At 53.2% G+C, this 17,773-nt stretch carries 16 protein-coding genes; 9 read left to right on the top strand and 7 right to left on the bottom strand.

The features are described from left to right. Positions 1 to 48: 48 nt before the first annotated feature. The 4 genes from treC to QWJ20_RS15145 form a co-directional block, all read right to left on the bottom strand. Positions 49 to 1,740 carry an alpha,alpha-phosphotrehalase gene (gene treC / locus QWJ20_RS15160; RefSeq protein WP_433993083.1) on the bottom strand — a complete coding sequence of 564 codons (1,692 nt, stop codon included), beginning with the start codon at positions 1,738 to 1,740 and terminating at the stop codon, positions 49 to 51. A 76-nt stretch (positions 1,741 to 1,816) separates the two neighbouring features. Beyond that, positions 1,817 to 3,235, bottom strand: a complete 1,419-nt coding sequence (gene treB, locus QWJ20_RS15155) for a PTS trehalose transporter subunit IIBC (RefSeq protein ID WP_174871651.1) — start codon at positions 3,233 to 3,235, stop codon at positions 1,817 to 1,819. 574 nt (positions 3,236 to 3,809) lie between these two features. Next, positions 3,810 to 4,370, bottom strand: a complete 561-nt coding sequence (locus QWJ20_RS15150) for a GNAT family N-acetyltransferase (RefSeq protein WP_433992903.1) — start codon at positions 4,368 to 4,370, stop codon at positions 3,810 to 3,812. A gap of 14 nt (positions 4,371 to 4,384) precedes the next feature. Continuing rightward, positions 4,385 to 5,281, bottom strand: coding sequence for a PhzF family phenazine biosynthesis protein (locus QWJ20_RS15145; RefSeq protein ID WP_433992902.1), 897 nt, complete (start codon positions 5,279 to 5,281; stop codon positions 4,385 to 4,387). Between the two features lie 117 nt (positions 5,282 to 5,398). Here QWJ20_RS15145 and QWJ20_RS15140 point away from each other — a divergent pair, with 117 nt between their 5' ends. After that, the gene (locus QWJ20_RS15140; RefSeq protein ID WP_072014383.1) at positions 5,399 to 6,991 is read left to right on the top strand and encodes an ABC-F family ATPase; all 1,593 of its coding nucleotides are present in this window, start codon (positions 5,399 to 5,401) and stop codon (positions 6,989 to 6,991) included. A 171-nt stretch (positions 6,992 to 7,162) separates the two neighbouring features. Here QWJ20_RS15140 and QWJ20_RS15135 read toward each other — a convergent pair whose 3' ends face one another. Next, positions 7,163 to 7,984, bottom strand: a complete 822-nt coding sequence (locus QWJ20_RS15135) for a heme/hemin ABC transporter substrate-binding protein (RefSeq protein ID WP_433992901.1) — start codon at positions 7,982 to 7,984, stop codon at positions 7,163 to 7,165. Positions 7,985 to 7,995: 11 nt separating this feature from the next. Further along, positions 7,996 to 10,191, bottom strand: a complete 2,196-nt coding sequence (locus QWJ20_RS15130) for a TonB-dependent receptor plug domain-containing protein (protein ID WP_433992900.1) — start codon at positions 10,189 to 10,191, stop codon at positions 7,996 to 7,998. Positions 10,192 to 10,599: 408 nt separating this feature from the next. Here QWJ20_RS15130 and hutW point away from each other — a divergent pair, with 408 nt between their 5' ends. The 8 genes from hutW to fdhE all read left to right on the top strand — a co-directional run bounded on the left by hutW (position 10,600) and on the right by fdhE (position 17,361). Beyond that, entirely contained in the window at positions 10,600 to 11,913 is a 1,314-nt protein-coding gene (hutW, locus tag QWJ20_RS15125; protein WP_433992899.1) for a heme anaerobic degradation radical SAM methyltransferase ChuW/HutW, read from the top strand. Positions 11,914 to 11,927: 14 nt separating this feature from the next. Continuing rightward, positions 11,928 to 12,428: a heme utilization cystosolic carrier protein HutX gene (gene hutX / locus QWJ20_RS15120; protein WP_433992898.1), complete on the top strand. Its 501-nt coding sequence runs from the start codon at positions 11,928 to 11,930 to the stop codon at positions 12,426 to 12,428. Then, positions 12,425 to 13,054, top strand: a complete 630-nt coding sequence (locus QWJ20_RS15115; protein ID WP_039497494.1) for an NAD(P)H-binding protein — start codon at positions 12,425 to 12,427, stop codon at positions 13,052 to 13,054. Before hutX ends, QWJ20_RS15115 begins: the two co-directional genes overlap by 4 nt. Before the next feature lie 159 nt (positions 13,055 to 13,213). Then, complete coding sequence (locus QWJ20_RS15110) at positions 13,214 to 13,690, top strand: YlaC family protein (protein WP_433993082.1); 477 nt, start codon at positions 13,214 to 13,216, stop codon at positions 13,688 to 13,690. Positions 13,691 to 13,912: 222 nt separating this feature from the next. Further along, a complete protein-coding gene (locus QWJ20_RS15105) occupies positions 13,913 to 14,635 on the top strand; it encodes a glutamine amidotransferase (RefSeq protein WP_433992897.1) in 723 nt (240 codons plus the stop codon). Between the two features lie 108 nt (positions 14,636 to 14,743). After that, positions 14,744 to 16,195: a PLP-dependent aminotransferase family protein gene (locus QWJ20_RS15100; RefSeq protein WP_174876573.1), complete on the top strand. Its 1,452-nt coding sequence runs from the start codon at positions 14,744 to 14,746 to the stop codon at positions 16,193 to 16,195. Positions 16,196 to 16,205: 10 nt separating this feature from the next. After that, positions 16,206 to 16,331, top strand: coding sequence for a hypothetical protein (locus QWJ20_RS15095; RefSeq protein ID WP_433992896.1), 126 nt, complete (start codon positions 16,206 to 16,208; stop codon positions 16,329 to 16,331). A gap of 100 nt (positions 16,332 to 16,431) precedes the next feature. Further along, a complete protein-coding gene (gene fdhE, locus QWJ20_RS15090) occupies positions 16,432 to 17,361 on the top strand; it encodes a formate dehydrogenase accessory protein FdhE (protein ID WP_095995016.1) in 930 nt (309 codons plus the stop codon). Between the two features lie 89 nt (positions 17,362 to 17,450). Here the strand turns inward: fdhE and QWJ20_RS15085 are convergent, their stop codons facing one another. Continuing rightward, positions 17,451 to 17,771, bottom strand: a complete 321-nt coding sequence (locus QWJ20_RS15085; protein WP_349718660.1) for a DUF202 domain-containing protein — start codon at positions 17,769 to 17,771, stop codon at positions 17,451 to 17,453. Positions 17,772 to 17,773 lie beyond the last annotated feature (2 nt).

Genomic DNA, 17,773 nt, shown 5'->3' with positions numbered 1-17,773 from the left:
TTCTGGTAATAATGTAGCGGGGTTGCCCGCTACATCTCCCGATCTCCTCTAGTCCTGAATCTTATCCTCTTTCTCCGGCATCCCTTGTACCCAATAGATGGCTTCAAACGGGCGTAGCGCCAGTATTGCGGGCTGAGGCTGTGCGTCAGAGTAATTGCTGAGTAACAGTCGCCAGCGGCGGTCATGGGTATCAATTGGGGGCTGCCAGCGTTGGGGCTGCTTGCTGAGGTTTGCCAGAACCAGAAGCCGTTGTCCTTCCCAGATACGCTGATAACACCAGACTGTAGGATGGTCTGGCAACAGATCCTGATAGTCGCCGTGCGTCAGCAGCGGAAGCGCTTTACGCATAGCGATAAGCTGCTGATAGGTATAGAAGACGGACTCTTTATCCGCCAGCGCTTGCCCCGCGTTAATTTGGGTGAAATTCTGGCATGGCGCTATCCACGGTGTACCACTCGTAAATCCAGCATGCTGGCTGGTATCCCATTGCATCGGCGTACGGCCGTTATCGCGTGACTTGCTGGCGAGGATTGCTAAGGTTTGTGTATCCGGATGACCGCGATCGCGTTGCTCAGCAAATTGATTCAGGCTTTCAATATCTCGGTATTGTTCAATCTGCGTATAGCCGGGATTGGTCATACCCAGTTCTTCGCCCTGATAGATATAGGGCGTGCCCTGCATACCGTGAAGCACCATCGCCAGCATCTTGGCGGACTGCACACGGAATTCGCCTTCGTCACCAAAGCGTGACACGATGCGCGGCTGATCGTGATTACACCAGAACAGCGCATTCCAGGCGTGGTTGTGCATCCCCTCCTGCCAGTGATTAAAAATCTGCTTGAGCTGGATGAAATCAGGTTCCGCCAGCGTCCATTTTTCCCCATTGGGATAATCAACTTTCAGATGATGGAAATTGAACGTCATGGAGAGTTCGCTGCCGTCCAGCGCGGCGTAGCGGCGGCAGTGCTCCAGCGAGGTAGATGACATCTCACCGACGGTCATCAAGCCACGGGGCTGAAAAACATCCTGACTGAATTCCTGCAAGTAATCATGAATCAGGGGGCCATCGGTATAGAAACGACGTCCATCGCCCTGAGCATCGGACGGGAAATCTTGCTGCTTGGAGACCAGATTGATGACGTCCAACCGCAGCCCGTCCACGCCTTTATCCGCCCAAAATTCACACACCTGTTTTAATTCATCCCGTACGCGTGGGTGTTCCCAATTCAGATCGGCCTGTTCGGTGGCAAAAAGGTGCAGATAATATTGTTTGCTTTCCGCGTGCCACTGCCAGGCTGGCCCACCAAATTTTGAACGCCAGTTATTGGGCAGTGCACCGTCATTACCATCGCGCCAGATATAAAAGTGACGGTACGGACTGCGGCGATCCTGCGCGTTCAGGAACCAGTGATGCTGCGTCGAGGTGTGGTTGAACACCATGTCCATAACGACACGGATACGGCGCTGATGCGCTTCCGCGATCAACGTTTCCATATCGGCCATCGTGCCATAGGTTGGATCGATGGCGCAGTAGTCGGCGACGTCATAGCCGTTATCAACCTGAGGAGAAAGATAAACCGGCGTCAGCCAGATCGCATCGACGCCCAGCTGTTGCAGGTAATCGAGTCGTGCGGTGACGCCAGCGATGTCGCCAATGCCATTTCCGGTACTGTCCTGAAAGCTCTTCGGATAAATTTGATAAATCACGCCGTTTTGCCACCAGGGAAGCGAGGCGTTCATCGTCATGAGGTCGCTCCTTTATTACAGTGGGCCGTGTTTACACGGCCTGAGTTGAGATAATAATGATATGTCACTGCTATGCAGGGTCGAGTGTGCCATTACGGATTTTGCGCTTATAGACCAGCGACGTCAGCACAATCGGAATGACGGTGGCAACCAGCGTGGCGATAGCGAAAATTCCCCAAAACTGTGGCTTGATGGAGAGAATGCCCGGTAGCCCACCTACGCCGATGCCATTTGCCGTTACGCCGTACAGGCCGCAAATCAGCGCGGCGGAGGCGGAACCGATCATGGCGCACAGCATCGGAAAACGGTATTTCAGGTTGATACCGTACATCGCCGGTTCGGTCACGCCAAGAAAAGCGGAAATCGCCGCGGGAACAGAAATTTCACGTTCGTTGGCTTTCCGGCTGACGAGAATCACCCCGACAACGGCAGCTGCCTGCGCAATGTTGGACAGCGCGATAAGCGGCCAAACTGGCGTGCCGCCCATACTTTGAATCATCTGCATATCAATCGCTAACGTCGTTTGGTGCACGCCCGTGATGACCAACGGTGCATACAGGAACCCAAACAGCGCTGCACCAACGGGGGCGAAGCTGCCTGTCATCACTGCCTTAACGGCCCAGGCGACGCCATCACCAATCATACGACCAAACGGACCAATTAAGGTATGTGCCAGGAACACAGCCAGAATGAGCGAGGTTACGGGCACGACCACCAAGTAGAGGTAATCCGGCACGATTTTTTTCAACCGTGTCTCGATTATCGCCAGCGCCATCCCGGCCAGAACGGACGGAATGACCTGTGCCTGATAGCCTATCTTCTCAATCGTGAACCAGCCGAAATTCCACACTTCAGGCGTTTGTTGGCCGATGAGATAGGCGTTCATTAGCTGCGGCGATACCAGCGTGATGCCCAGCACGATGCCGAGGATGGGCGTGCCGCCCATTTTGCGTACGGTTGACCAGCAGACCGCAACGGGGAGATAGAAGAAGATGGCTTCACCCAACAGCCAGAGGAAATCGTAGATAGTTTGCCAGGTTGGGTAGAGCTGTACCAGCGTTTGTCCGTCGCGCATCGGGATATCACCAATCACGTTACGCGCCCCGAGGATCAAGCCCCCGCTGATGAGGGCCGGAAGTAGCGGAAAAAAGATCTCGGCAAAATGTGAAATGCTGCGTTCAAACCAGCTCATGTTTTGGCGAGCGGCGACTTTGGCTTCTTCCTTATTCATCTCGCCTTTTCCCGTGGTGGCGAGCAGCGCTTTGTAATATTCATCTACGTTGGTGCCGATCACGACCTGAAATTGTCCGGCGTTGGTAAAACACCCTTTAACAATACGCAGCTCTTCGATGTTCTTGGGATGGGCTTTGGACGAATCATGTAAGACGAAGCGGAGACGAGTGATGCAATGCGTGACCGCCGCGATGTTCTCACGCCCGCCGACCAGTTCGATCAGACGGTCAATATCCTGTTGTTTAACTTTACTCATAGTCATGTCCTTTTTATCTTTTAGCGCAGACGTCGGGGACGCGAAGCAAGTACAGCTAGAGAAAAGCATAGTCTGTTAACGGTGGTTTTGCCGTGAAAGGAAAACGCATTGAGCTGTTTTTAAAAGAGAATGTTCAGGCATGCGGTGTGCTGCACAAATCTGCGACGTATGGGTAGACAAAAAAGAAAGGGGGATGAACAAGGTGAGAGAGAGGCTGAAAAAACAAAAGCCGCCTGTAGGAGGCGGCTTTAGAGATTGTTTATATCACAATCAGAACGGGCTGATGATTGACCCAATACGTTCACAGTAACTGACATAAACATCTCCCATTCTTTTAAAGAATTTGCTGATTTTGCGAAAGGTTTTCATTATCAGACTCCTCTAACGGGTTAGTTAAGTGTGATGTTCATCACGTTTTTAATGGTAGCGAAGATGAGATCGGATTTCAACATTTTTGTGATGTCAGTCACAAAAATATAACGATATGGAAAAGGAAATGCGTCGTGGAGCGAAAGAACCTGATGCGCTGACCTTGCGGTTGCGCATCAGGTGATGGAAGGCATGCGAGGTAATATCAGGCGGGATAGTGATAAATATTGTGATCGAACCACTGCTCGCCAATCTGCTCGGCGTCTTTCTCCGTGTGGTGAAAGCGGAAGCCAAGCCGTTGAGCGACCGCGTTGCTACGCGTGTTGGCGGTTGAGGCTCTGATGACGCAGCGCTCAACGAGGTTCGCATCGGTATAGGCGGCTATCAGTGTGCTGACAGCTTGAGAAACGATGCCTTTGCCTTCAAAGGCTTCGGCGATCCAATAGCCGATGACGCCTTCTTTATCCTGAATCGTGTTGAAGGAGACGATGCCAGCCAGCGCATCGTCCCAGCGAATAACGTACACAGCGGCCGTTTTGTCGAAGAATGCCTTTCGGTTGGCGCGAATGGTTTCACGCGTGTCATCGACGCTCTTGACGGAATCCGGCCAGGGTAACGTACGTCGCAGACGCACTTTTTCCTGCTGAATCAGAGTAAAGAGCGCATCGGCATCGCTTTCTTCTTGGATCGTTAAGCGCAGGTGTGGCTGATGACGTAATTCATACCGTGCATCTCTAAATGGCGTATCGACAAATGGCGCTTCCATAAAATCGCTCCCTCCTACCGCTGCAATGTTCCATCAACGATCGTGACGCTGTGCCCGCCGATCCACGGTTCATCGTTCAGGTAAGTTACGGTAATGCGGCCATCGCGTTGCAGCATGGTGCCCTGTCGCGCACGGTAGCTGAGTGGCGCGGTGACGTTATTGATATAATGCTGCTGACGAAGCAGTACCGCCAGGCAAGCATTGGCACTGCCGGTAACCGGATCTTCCTTGAGATGGCCGCGTTCGATGTAGAAAGCACGAACCTCATAGTCGGCAGGCGTTACGCCATCGTGCGGGCCATAGACAGCGATGCCGTTGGTCTGGCTGAGGTTTTGCACGGCTGAGAGTGCTTCAGCATCCGGTGTGATGTTCAGACAGGTGTCAGCGCTGTCTACGCGAATCACAAGCCAACGAATGCCCATCTGTACGGCAGTAGGCGGGTAGCGTTTATCGATACAGGGACTATCAACGCCGGTAATACCCAGCGTTTTTTCCAGCAGTGGCGTGTGCTCATCGCCAAGCGGAACGAGGGTGGCCTGGGGCGCGTGAAAAGCGAGGCTCTCATCATCACCGATGTTGATCGGCACAAGACCAATACCACATTGTTGCACCAGTTGGCCCGGAGACTTAGGGCGCAATCCTTCTTCCAGCAGGGCATGTGCGGTGCCTAGCGTAGGGTGTCCGGCAAACGGAATTTCCGATTCTGGCGTAAAAATACGGACATGGTAATCCGCTAAAGGATCGGTGGCTGGCAGGACAAACGTGGTTTCTGACAGGTTTGTCCAGCGAGCGATCTCCTGCATTTGCGCATCGGTTAATCCCTTCGCCTCCATAATGACGGCAAGCGGATTGCCCTTGAAAGACTGCTGGGTAAAAACGTCGACCTGTTTGAAACGACGTACTATAGGCATCGCATTTTTCTCCTGTATGCGCTATCGCTTAAATATTACTCAAAACTAACCGCGATCCTATCGCGCGCTTGTGGCATAATGCGCGCCAAATCACATTCCGACTCGAGTATAAGTGCTGTGTTAAGTACCAACAATATCACCATGCAGTTCGGCAGCAAGCCGTTGTTTGAAAACATTTCCGTTAAATTTGGCGGCGGCAACCGTTATGGTTTGATTGGCGCGAATGGCTGCGGCAAATCCACCTTTATGAAGATTCTCGGCGGCGATCTGGCGTCGAGCGGCGGTAACGTCTTCCTCGATCCTAATGAACGTCTGGGTAAACTGCGTCAGGATCAGTTCGCTTTTGAAAAATACAGCGTGCTGGATACCGTTATCATGGGCCACGGCGAGCTGTGGGCGGTAAAAGAAGAGCGCGACCGTATCTATTCATTGGCTGAAATGAGCGAAGCCGACGGCTATAAAGTTGCCGATCTGGAAGTGCAATACGGTGAGATGGATGGCTACAGCGCAGAATCACGCGCGGGCGAACTGTTGCTGGGCGTGGGGATTCCCGTTGAGCAGCACTATGGCTTGATGAGTGAGATTGCTCCCGGTTGGAAACTGCGTGTCCTGTTGGCGCAGGCGCTGTTTGCCGATCCTGATATCCTGCTGCTCGACGAACCGACCAACAACCTGGATATCGATACGATCCGCTGGCTGGAGCAGGTGCTGAACGAGCGTAACAGCACCATGATCATCATCTCGCATGACCGTCACTTCCTGAACATGGTTTGTACGCACATGGCGGATCTGGACTACGGCGAGCTGCGTATTTATCCCGGCAACTATGATGAATACATGACGGCAGCGACGCAGGCTCGTGAGCGTTTGCTGTCCGATAACGCCAAGAAGAAAGCGCAGATTTCCGAACTGCAATCGTTCGTCAGCCGCTTTAGCGCCAACGCCTCTAAATCCAAGCAGGCGACATCGCGCGCACGTCAGATTGATAAAATCCAGCTGGATGAAGTGAAAGCGTCCAGCCGTCAAAACCCGTTTATCCGTTTTGATCAGGATAAGAAACTGTTCCGTAATGCGCTGGAAGTTGAAGCGTTGAGCAAAGGTTTTGATAATGGCCCGCTGTTTAGCAAGCTGGGTCTGATGATCGAAGTGGGTGAGAAAGTCGCTATTCTGGGTGCCAACGGTATCGGTAAATCGACATTGCTGAAAACGCTGGTCGGTGATTTCGAGCCGGATAGCGGTACAGTGAAATGGTCTGAAAACTCAAAAATTGGCTACTACGCGCAGGATCACGAATACGAATTCGATGAGACGCTGACCGTTTTTGACTGGATGAGCCAGTGGAAACAGGAAAAAGACGACGAGCAAGCTGTGCGCAGCATACTCGGCCGTTTGCTGTTCAGCCAGGATGATATCAAGAAGAAAGTGAAGGTGTTATCCGGTGGTGAAAAAGGCCGCATGCTGTTCGGTAAACTGATGATGCAGCGTCCGAATATTCTGGTGATGGATGAACCAACCAACCACCTTGATATGGAATCCATTGAATCGCTGAACATGGCGCTGGAAATGTATGAAGGAACGCTGCTGTTCGTTTCTCATGACCGTGAATTTGTCAGCTCGTTGGCGACCCGTATTCTGGAAATTACGCCAAATAAAGTGATCGATTTCACCGGCAACTATGAAGATTACCTGCGCAGTCAGGGTATTCAGTAAGCGTTGTGATACGGCCTCATTATTGAGGCCGTTAATCCCCGTCATACTTCAAGCTGCATGTGCGTTGGCTTTCCTCGCTCACCTCAGTCACTTACTGATGTAAGCTCCTGAGGATTCACTGTGTCGCCGCCTTCCTGCAACTCGAATTATCTAGGGGATATATTCGTTTTGTTAAGGATAAAAGCCACGATTCAGCGCTTCTACCGCCTCGGCGACGCGCGGCCCCATTCCCAATAAAATCGCCTGATCGAGCGCGATAATACGCTGGTTTTTCCAGGCTGCGGTTTGCGTTAATCCGGGTACTGCCGCCAGCGCCTCCACGCCGTTTTCCACACTTTGCGTTGTCACTACAACCACCTCAGGATTCGCCGCAATCATCGCCTCACCGCCGTAAATACGATACTGGCTATGTGTGGCAATATTCTTTCCGCCTGCCAGCGTGATCAGGCCATCCACCACGGTATTTTTCCCCGCGACCTGCGCCGCACTGCTGCCAACACTCAGCAGAAACACGACGCTGACGCGATCTTTCCGCGTAGCCAGCCGCTCTGATACCGCACTCAACTGCTGAGAAAGGCGAGTGACCAACTGCTCAGCAGCCTCAGCGCGATTGAGCAGCGCACCAGCCTGACGAATATTGCTAAGCAACTGCGCTGGCGTGCTGGGCGTGCGGGTAAAACGGGCTACCGTTACGCCAGCCTGCTCAAGCTGATTAAGCACCTGCGGCGGGTTGGCATCTTGCCAGGTCATCAACAGCGTTGGGTGCAGCGACAAAATGCCTTCGCTCGTCAACTGTTGCCAGTTGCTGACCTTTGGCAACGTTGCCGTTTGTGGTGGATAGGTGGTGGTCTGATCCACACCGACCACCGTATCGCCTGCGCCGAGCGCATAAGCGATTTCCACCAGTGAGCCACCGGCAATCACCACGCGCGGCTTGGCCGCGCAGGTGAAGGAAGACAGCCCGAAAAGCATTAACGCAATTATTGCCTTCATCATCATGATGCTTAGAATGAGAACGCCGCGCCAATCGCGGTGCTGAAGCCGGATGCAGGAATGCTTTCATGCGCAGTGGTATAGCGCTTATCCAGCAGGTTATTCAGCGCCAGCGTGACCTGATACTGATTTTCGCTACCGAAGGTGCTGGTGAATTCCAGATTGGCCGTTGCCCAACCGCTGTGCTGGACGGCGGTATCTGCCGTTTCATCCTTCGCGCGTGAGGCAGCCCGGAGGTAGAGATCCGACTCCAGCTCCATGCGATCAAACAACATGATGTTTTTGACCCCGACGCGTCCGGTAAAGGTGGGTTCACCAGTGCGATAGGTGCTGCGCGTCGGCAATTCCAGCTCACGGCGGATGATGTTGCCGTTAACGTAAGGAGACAGCGGCCAGCCCAGGTATTCCACATACATTTCCATCCCGTACGTGGTCGCACGGTTGGCGTTGGCGTAGTAGCGGCTGCTGCTGTCCGTACTGCCGGAACAGACGGCGTTACCGGCGCAGTTCAGCGTGGTGATGTAGTCTTTGGCGCGTGAATGGTAGACAGCGCTATCCAGCAGCCAGCTATCATCTTTGTAGCGCATGCCGACTTCATAGTTATCCGACTTTTCCGCCTTTAGATTGGCGTTGCCGTAAGTGGTGCTCCCGCCTGCTGCCGTGTCGTAAAACTTATGCGTCAGGGTAGGGTAGACATAACCTTGCGCGAAGGAGGCGCGCAGCTGGATATTATCAAAGCCGGAATAGCGCAGGCTGCTGGCGGTGACTAATGTGCTGTCGTGAGTGCGTTCGCTGTTGTTTTGGCTGTTGAGTGGTGTGGTGCCGTTTGCGTTTGTGAACGCAGGGAAGCCGGATAAGGTCAGACTTCCTCGTTGCGAGCCGCCATAAGATAACGATTCGACCCAATATTGACGTGCACCGACGGTCCAGCTCCAGTCTGGTGTTAGCTTCCACTCGTCTTGTGCAAACAACGCCCAGCTGGTTTGCTGCCAATGTGCGTCAGAAGTAGATTGTGGGCTGATATTGATGTTGTAATTGGTACCCATGACATTAATGCGGCTCGCTACATTCACATTAGAGTAAGCGTTTTGTTTCACATCATCTTGTGACCACTGTCCACCGATTATTAACAAATGTTGGTCGAACGGTTCCAGATCGGCTTGTAAGGTCATACCGCGGGTAACTTGCTTGTCATCTGTGCCTGTTTTGAGGGCCATTGACGCATTAGTCAGCGTTCTACCCATCGTGGTATAGGTCATGCCGCTCTGCGACAGATCGTTACGGAATTCGCGTTTGATATTTTGCTGATAAGCGTCCAGATGCAGGTTTTTCAGCACATCACCGCCGATCTGCCAGTCATAAAACAGGCCGACCTTCTTTCTTTCCAGTTCAGGAATGCGCACGCTGAAGCTGTCGTATTCATCCGAGTCGGTGTAGGTCTGCGTGCTGAGCTTGAAGCTGTCCAGCGACAGGCCGAACTTATGCTCGCCAAGACGATAGCCGAGCCAGGCGGACTGGCCGCTGTTGCGGAAGTGGGTATCCGGCAGACGGCCATCCGGCGTGCTGCGGTTGCCCTGATCGCTATAGCTGCCGCTGAGGCGATAGTCAAAATTACCGATGGAGCCGTAGGCTAACCCCGATTCCTGCCAGCCTGCGGTCGCGCTGTCATAAACGGCTTTGATTTTGCCGCTCAGCGGTTTATCTCCGCCTTTGCGGGTAATAAAGTTAATCACGCCGCCGATAGCCTGCGAGCCATATAATACCGAATGCGGGCCTTTCACGACTTCAATGCGTTCAATATAAGAAGGGTCGATTAATAATCCGAGGCTGTAATTGGGGCCGGCGCGTTGATAGGTGACTTCCTGTCCGTCAATTAACACTAATACGCGTGAGGCTTCTTCGCCGCGAATACGTATTTGTTTCCGACCGGCCAATGCGGTATCGGTAATATCGACGCCGGGAATATCACGTAGCGCTTCAGCAATAGAATCACCCGTATATTTACTCAGCTTTTCATTATCGACAACCTGCATCGTGACCGGACTTTCCCATAAATTCTGTTCCGTTCTCCCTGCACTAATAACGGTTATTTCATCGCTGTTTGTGGTCGAATGATTCCTGGATGAATCGTTTGGCGCTGCATTAATTGCGCCGCTATAAATAGCAGGCAGCATAAAGAGAGCCCAGTGTGTGGCCTTTTTATTCATGGCTTTTTCTCTGAAAAGTTAATGATTATCATTAACGTTATCATTTGGGCGGGAGCGGCGATAATTAAATTTGAATGAATATTAAAAAATGTGACTGCAATCTCATTTATTATTAAATAAGGACTTGCAATATTTTATTGGTTGTTAAGTTAACGAATTTTAATGTAGTGATTTTTGTTTTCATTTATTTAACATTTAAAGTGGGTGCAGTGGATTAATGCTATGAAAGTAATGAGAAATAACCGTGTTTATTTATATCTGCAATTTTAACCAAAATAAGCAAATCGGTTAATTTAAAGAGAAAATGACGCGAAAAGAATAACCCGCCTCCTTTCTGCCTGCCGGGCAGGTTGCCAAATAAAAATAATTATCATTTAATTTATTTTATTGATTATTTGGGGGCTGTTAATGAACATCGATTTTACGCCGTATTATGCTGAGCCCGGTGAGCAGCCTTTTGGCGCCCGACGTATGGCAATGCCGTGGCGCAACCATGTGCCGCTTTCACCAGAACAAATTCCGGCCGGTTGGCAGGCGCTGAAGCAGCAGACAGTGCCGGCGCGTAAGCGCCTGCTCTACCTGCACATTCCTTTCTGCGCCACGCACTGCACGTTCTGCGGTTTTTATCAAAACAAACTGCGTGATGACAGCACGGCGACCTATACCCGCTATCTGTTGCAGGAATTGGCGATGGAAGCGGACAGCCCGCTGCATCAGTCTGCGCCGATTCATGCGGTGTATTTTGGCGGGGGGACGCCAACGGCGCTGGCGGCCGATGAGCTGTCGCAGATCATTCGTGCGATTCGTACCTCTCTGCCGCTGGCACCGGACTGTGAAATCACGGTAGAAGGGCGGGCGATGGATTTCGACGATGAGCGAATCGATGCCTGTCTGGATGCGGGAGCGAACCGCTTCTCTATCGGGATTCAGACGTTCGATACCCGTATTCGTCAGCGTATGGCGCGTACGTCGGATAAGCAGCAGTCAATTCGCTTCCTTGAGCGTCTGTGTGAGCGGGACCGAGCTGCCGTAGTGTGCGATCTGATGTTCGGCCTGCCGGAGCAAACGCCGGAAATCTGGCGCGAAGATCTGGCGATCGTCAGCGATTTACCGCTAGACGGCGTCGATCTGTATGCGCTGAATCTGTTACCAACCACGCCGCTGGCGAAGGCAGCTGAAAACCAGCGTGTCTCGCTGCCTGATGTGGTTGCCCGCCGTGATTTTTACCGGACTGGCGCGGCATTTCTGGCCGACGCTGGCTGGCACCAGCTTAGCAACAGCCACTGGGCGCGCACCACGCGTGAACGCAACCTGTATAACCTGCTGATCAAACAAGGTGCGGACTGTCTGGCAATGGGCAGCGGTGCGGGCGGCAATATAAACGGGCAAGCCTACATGATGGAACGCAGCCTGGAGCGCTACTACCAGCAGATCGATCAGGGGAAAAAACCGATCATGATGATGACGCCAGCCAGTCCTACCGGGCCGTGGCAGCATCAGCTTCAGGCGGGTATTGAGGTCGGTCGTATCAAGCTGCCTCAACTGACTCGACATGCCCGTGAACTTCAGCCGTTACTCAGCCAATGGCATCAGGCCGGGTTGACCTGTGACGATTCCACCTGCCTGCGCCTGACCAATGATGGCCGCTTCTGGGCGAATAACCTGATGCAGGCATTACAACAAATTATCCCCCAGCTTAATGCCGAAGAGCATGCGCACTAACCGGAGACGCAACCATGGCTATGACACTGAATGAATTACTGGCAACCAACCCTGATGGCACACTGGAAGAGATTGCCGGAAAGTATAATACCTCGCTGTTTGCTGTCGTAGAGGCCTTGCCTGCGGGGCAGCGTACGCTGGTAACGGGCGATCGTTTCGATCACGTCTGGGACACGATTGCGACCTGGGGTGAAGTGACGCTAATCAGCCACACGGCGGACGCGATTCTGGAATTCAAGAGCGAGCTGCCAACCGGTACGCACCGCCACGGCTACTTTAACCTGCGTGGCAAAAATGGCCTGAGCGGACATATCCGCGCGACAAGCTGTCAGCACATTGCGTTTATTGAGCGTAAGTTCATGGGGATGGACACGGCGTCCGTGGTGTTCTTTAATGCCAGTGGTGCGGCGATGTTTAAAATTTTCCTTGGACGAGACAGCCACCGCCAGCTGCTGAGCGCTCAGGTTGAGGCGTTCCGCGCGCTGGCGAGTGAATTACAACCGGAGCAGGTATGACGTGGTTACTTTTCGGCGCAGGCAATGGGGTCGGCGCCTGTTTATTACAGCGCGCGATTGAGTGTGAGCAGGCGGTCGTACTCGTATTGCGTAATCCTGAACAGGCCAAACACTGGCGTGAGCAGGGAATGACGGTAGTGGAAGGCGATGCCTGCGATCCAGAAACGGTAGCAGAAGCCTGTCGTGTGGCGGGGCCCTCTGCCATTGTGGTATCGACAATGGGCGGCGGCACGGTAAATTATCAGGGCCACCGCACGGTGATTGATGGCGCCGAGCAGGCAGGTCTTAAGCGTATGCTGCTGGTGACGTCACTGGGCTGCGGCGATAGCTGGCCGCTGTTGTCGCCACGCGCCAGAGCCGCGTTTGGTTTCGCCGTACGTGAGAAATCGCTGGCAGAAAGCTGGTTGCAAAGCAGCACGTTGGATCACTGTATTGTTCGTCCCGGCGGTCTGCTGGACGTGGTTGCGACGCACAATGCGAAACTGACGCAGGGTGCTGCTACGCTGGGATTGGTGTCACGTTGGGATGTCGCGCTGGCGGTTGATCAACTGTTGCAGCAACCCGTATTTGGCAATCATATCTACAATCTGATCGATCCCGATCTCACGATGCCCGCCATTCCATAATCTCACCATTCTGTCACCGAGGTTGCCGGGGTAATCCATCCCGGCATCCGGCAAGCTGTTATAGTTAATCTGTCGAAAACTGTATCTGTTATCTCTCATGGGGCTATGTTCTAATCGATGCCAGCAGTGTTGTATTCCTCAAGCATGATGGTGATGACGATGGATGAAGTAAAACGCCTTCTGACCGAAGAGATCGAACGTATTAATCGGGAAGAAAAACGCGACAATAAAATACGTTTTAGCCGCAAATTCATGCAGTCACACCCCTATCTGTTTGCCGCGATGCTGGTGAGCTACGTGCCGGTTGCGATCATCCTCTTTTATGCCCCTTATTTCGGTTTGCCCTACCTGATTGGCTTCACTGTTTTCCTGCTGGTGATGACGCTGGCGCTCTCGGTAGATATCAACCCGACCTATCGCTTTGAAGACATTGATACCCTGGATCTCCGTGTGTGCTATAACGGCGAGTGGTTTACTGTCCGCCACGTATCGCAGGACACGCAGGATAAGCTACTGTGCAATGAACAGGTGCCGTCAGCCGTGAAAGCAGGGATAGAGAAAATTCGACGCACAAAAGGTGACGTTGATTTCTACGATGTCTTCTCGCTGGCCTACCACCAACAGCCTTCCCGTTAGCAGACTCTTTTTGCCCTCAAACCGTCTCATTTCGCGATGATAAAATAATGCGCATGGCTTTTCCCATGCGCAGATTTTCATAGTGGCTGGTTTTCATGAAAGCATAGTGCTACGTTCGTTAGCAGCAGCGAGCGCCGCATTCTTGTGGTTTTTCAGACTGATGATTTTTCAAACTGATGATTTTCAGGTTGATGGTTTTTCAAATACGGGCAGAACAGGACGATGAGCGAAAAGGTATTGCTGGTAATTCAGTTGGGCCAACCGCCGGAAGGCATCGCGTCTCAGGTTGGGCAGCAAGGGAAGTGGTTTACCGATGCGGTGCAGGGTAACACGCAGCCGGTGCAGGTGGTCCGTCCCGATCTCGGGGAGCCGCTGCCGTCGTTTGATACGCTGGCGGCGGTGGTGATCTCCGGTTCGTGGTCGATGGTCACCGATCGACTGGAGTGGAGCGAGTACACCGCGGGCTGGCTGCGTGAAGCATATTACGCGGATATCCCGCTGCTGGGCGTGTGCTATGGACATCAACTGCTTGCCGATGCGCTGGGCGGCAAAGTAGGGGATAACCCGAACGGTAAGGAAGTGGGCGTTCAGGTTGTAACAACCCATGAAGCTGCTGCGCAAGACACCTTACTGCGTGATTATCCGCAGCAGTTTGGTGCTTATCTGACCCATCAGCAATCTGTGCTGGAACCACCTGAAGGCGCGCAGGTGCTGGCAAGTTCCGAGATGGACGGCTGCCAGATTATCCGCTACAGCGATAAAGTCCTGACAGTGCAATTTCATCCGGAATTCAGCGCGGACATCATGCTGACGTGCCTACGTCATAATGAAGCGGCGCTGCGACAGGGCGGCTGGGATGTCGATCGGATGATGGATATTCCGCAGGAACCTATCTGGGCGCGCAAGATTCTGCTGGATTTTGTACAACGCTACGCGGCGAAATAGTCCTCGAAAAATGCGTTGTTCTCGATAAAGCATCCTTCTCGATCATGACCTGTCGGTGGTGATCGAGCTAAAAATAATGACAGACTCACCTACCGAAACCGTAGCGCTATGGCAAAGTTTGAACAGCTCGCTCACCAGATCCGTGAGCAGCTTCAGGAAGGGATCTGGCAGCCGGGCGACAAACTGCCCTCGCTGCGGGAAAAATCACTGCATTCGGGCATGAGCCTGATGACCGTGCTGCACGCCTATCAGCTGCTGGAAAGTCAGGGGCTGATTGTGTCGCGTCCACAGTCGGGTTATTACGCGGCACCACAGCTGTCCGCGCTACCAGCAGACAGCCTGCATTCGCCCGTGGGACAGGAGCGCGTTCAACTGACCGAAGACGTGGACGTCAACGCGTTCATTTTTGATGTGCTTCAGGCCAGCAAAGATCCGGCGGTCATGCCGTTCGGATCGGCATTTCCCGATCCACAGCTCTTTCCACAGCGTCAGTTGACGCGCTCACTGGCCTCGGTGGCACGTCATATGCAGCCACATAGCGCGCTGGATAATTTACCGCCGGGTAATGAGAGCCTGAGGAAGAACATCGCCCAGCGCTATGCATTGCAGGGGATTGCCGTCTCGCCCGATGAGATTGTGATTACGGCGGGCGCGATGGAGTCCCTTAATCTCAGCCTTCAGGCGCTGACGGAACCGGGCGATTATGTGGTGATCGAATCTCCCGCTTTTTATGGCGCGCTACAGGCGATCGAACGGCTTAAACTCAAAGCGATTGCGATTGCGACCGATCCGCAGCAGGGCATCGATCTTGACGCGTTGCAGCAGGCGTTGAACGACTACCCGATCAAAGCCTGCTGGCTGATGACCAATTTTCATAACCCGCTCGGCTGCACGCTGTCCTGGGAGAAGAAACAGCGGCTGGTGGCGATGCTGGAAAAACACGGCGTCGGGCTGGTTGAAGATGACGTCTACAGTGAGCTTTATACCGGCCTGCAACGTCCGTTACCCGCGAAGGCGTTGGATAAAAAAGGCACGATTCTGCACTGTTCCTCGTTTTCTAAAAATCTGGTGGCGGGGTTCCGCATCGGTTGGGTGGCGGCAGGAAGCTATGCGGGCAGTATTCAGCGTTTACAGCTGATGAGTACATTATCAACCAGCGCCCCGATGCAACTGGCGATTGCAGATTATCTGGCGACCAGCAGCTATGACAGCCACCTTCGCCGCCTGCGACGGGCACTGGAACAGCGTAAACACGCGGCGTTACAGTCGCTACGCCAGCACTTTCCGGGCGACGTCCGCATTAATCATTCTCAAGGTGGTTATTTTCTCTGGCTGGAATTGCCTGAAGGCGTCAGCAGCACGGAGCTATACCGCCGCGCGCTGGAGCGAGGCGTCAGCATTGCGCCGGGGAAAATGTTCACTACTGGCGACAAATACGATCGCTACTTCCGCTTCAACGCCTCCTATGAATGGGACGAGCGCTGCGAACAAAGCGTGATCGTATTGGCATCGCTGATTCGGGCGCAGATAGGCGAGCGTTTGACCCGATCACCTCTTTAGAGGTGTGGAGATGTTTGCCGCTTTTCTGCTACTGTTCCCGTCATGGCGGAAGGTGACGGAATGGATGGCGAAAAACAGCCATAACCTTGCCGGAAATCAGGAAGTCGATAGGCACGATGCGTATAATCCCAGCTAAAGGTGAGCTATACCCGCTATCTTTCGGACCGCGCTGGCGGCCTTCCTGCACCCCGAAATCTATCGGATAGACAACGTAAACAACAGGAAAAACCACCCTGATGAGTATTCGCATTGTTCCTCAGGAACAGTTAGAACAGAACGAAAAATCGATGCCGGAAGGGAACATCCCTCCGCTGCTTTTTGCTAATCTGAAAAGCTTGTACAGCAGCCGCGCGGAGCGTCTGCGCCAGTTAGCTGAAGAGCACCCGTTGGGGGATTATCTCACCTTCGCCGCAGGCGTGGTGGAAGCCCAGCAGAAGGTATTGCACGATCATCCGTTGAAGCTTGACCTGAGTGATGTGCTGAAACAGTCCGGTGAACGTCCGCCGCTCGATATCGCGGTGTTCCCGCGTGATGCGCATTGGCACACGCTGCTGCGTGCGCTGATCGAAGAATTAAAACCGGATGCCAGCGGACAGGTATTATCCACGCTGGAGAATCTGGAAAAAGCCTCAGAGCAGGAGCTGGAAGAACAGGCAACTGCACTGCTGCAACACGAGTTTCGTGCCGAGAGCAATGATAAAGCCCCGTTCATCTGGGCGGCGCTATCGCTGTTTTGGGCGCAGATGGCAAGCCAACTGCCCGGTAAAGCGCGCGCCGTACCCGGTGAACATCGCCAGTTCTGCCCCGTGTGCGGCAGTATTCCGGTATCTGGAGTGGTGCAGTTAGGGACGTCCAGCGGGTTGCGTTATCTGCACTGTAATCTGTGCGAAAGCGAATGGCACATGGTGCGCGTGAAATGCAGCAACTGTGAAGAGTCGAGCGAGCTGAATTACTGGTCGCTGGATAGCGAAAATTCCGCTATCAAGGCGGAAAGCTGTGGCCACTGCGGCACGTATCTGAAGCTGCTATATCAGGAAAAAGATCACCGAGTGGAAGCTGTCGCCGACGATCTGGCTTCGCTGGTGCTGGATGTGAAAATGGAGGAAGAAGGCTTTTCTCGTAGTAGCATCAACCCCTTCCTGTTCCCGGAAAGTTCGATCGAATAACCCGCCTAATCGGTGAAGCGCGTTTGGGCTTCACCGCTTTTCTTTTCAGAAAACCTTTCTTTTCAGAAAAAAGTACAGAAAATCGGGTCTTACCACACGCCGCTGAAATGCAACAGCAAGACCAGCGCGGTGATGACAATCGATGATGATGTGAGCACGATCAGCCCGTGGCTAGCGCGTGATAGCACCGGTTGGCAACGGGCATTAAAGCGGTAGCGCAGAATCGCCAGTACCGACATCAGGGCAGAAACGCACAAGAGCAGAATAGCGCAGGCAAAAACGATACGGCTGTCATCCACCATGCTCAGGCGAAAACACAGCAGGCTGTTGATCAGCATCACAAACAGCGTACGTGACCAGGCCATGCCGGTTCGCTGCGGCTGTAATCCCGGATCGCGTGTCGTGTCCATGC

Origin of the sequence: Pectobacterium sp. S5 (assembly GCF_051707265.1) — a bacterium.
GTDB lineage: Bacteria > Pseudomonadota > Gammaproteobacteria > Enterobacterales > Enterobacteriaceae > Pectobacterium > Pectobacterium polare.
The sequence above is the reverse complement of the archived record's forward strand: the minus strand, read 5'-3'. Positions and strand labels throughout refer to the sequence as shown.

Excerpts from the sequence above, each read along its gene's own strand:
- treC (WP_433993083.1), bottom strand. The coding sequence starts at position 1,740 with ATGAACGCCTCGCTTCCCTGGTGGCAAAACGGCGTGATTTATCAAATT.
- treB (WP_174871651.1), bottom strand. The coding sequence starts at position 3,235 with ATGAGTAAAGTTAAACAACAGGATATTGACCGTCTGATCGAACTGGTC.
- QWJ20_RS15150 (WP_433992903.1), bottom strand. The coding sequence starts at position 4,370 with ATGGAAGCGCCATTTGTCGATACGCCATTTAGAGATGCACGGTATGAA.
- QWJ20_RS15145 (WP_433992902.1), bottom strand. The coding sequence starts at position 5,281 with ATGCCTATAGTACGTCGTTTCAAACAGGTCGACGTTTTTACCCAGCAG.
- QWJ20_RS15135 (WP_433992901.1), bottom strand. The coding sequence starts at position 7,984 with ATGAAGGCAATAATTGCGTTAATGCTTTTCGGGCTGTCTTCCTTCACC.
- QWJ20_RS15130 (WP_433992900.1), bottom strand. The coding sequence starts at position 10,191 with ATGAATAAAAAGGCCACACACTGGGCTCTCTTTATGCTGCCTGCTATT.
- hutW (WP_433992899.1), top strand. The coding sequence starts at position 10,600 with ATGAACATCGATTTTACGCCGTATTATGCTGAGCCCGGTGAGCAGCCT.
- hutX (WP_433992898.1), top strand. The coding sequence starts at position 11,928 with ATGGCTATGACACTGAATGAATTACTGGCAACCAACCCTGATGGCACA.
- QWJ20_RS15115 (WP_039497494.1), top strand. The coding sequence starts at position 12,425 with ATGACGTGGTTACTTTTCGGCGCAGGCAATGGGGTCGGCGCCTGTTTA.
- QWJ20_RS15110 (WP_433993082.1), top strand. The coding sequence starts at position 13,214 with ATGGATGAAGTAAAACGCCTTCTGACCGAAGAGATCGAACGTATTAAT.
- QWJ20_RS15105 (WP_433992897.1), top strand. The coding sequence starts at position 13,913 with ATGAGCGAAAAGGTATTGCTGGTAATTCAGTTGGGCCAACCGCCGGAA.
- QWJ20_RS15100 (WP_174876573.1), top strand. The coding sequence starts at position 14,744 with ATGGCAAAGTTTGAACAGCTCGCTCACCAGATCCGTGAGCAGCTTCAG.
- QWJ20_RS15095 (WP_433992896.1), top strand. The coding sequence starts at position 16,206 with ATGTTTGCCGCTTTTCTGCTACTGTTCCCGTCATGGCGGAAGGTGACG.
- fdhE (WP_095995016.1), top strand. The coding sequence starts at position 16,432 with ATGAGTATTCGCATTGTTCCTCAGGAACAGTTAGAACAGAACGAAAAA.
- QWJ20_RS15085 (WP_349718660.1), bottom strand. The coding sequence starts at position 17,771 with ATGGACACGACACGCGATCCGGGATTACAGCCGCAGCGAACCGGCATG.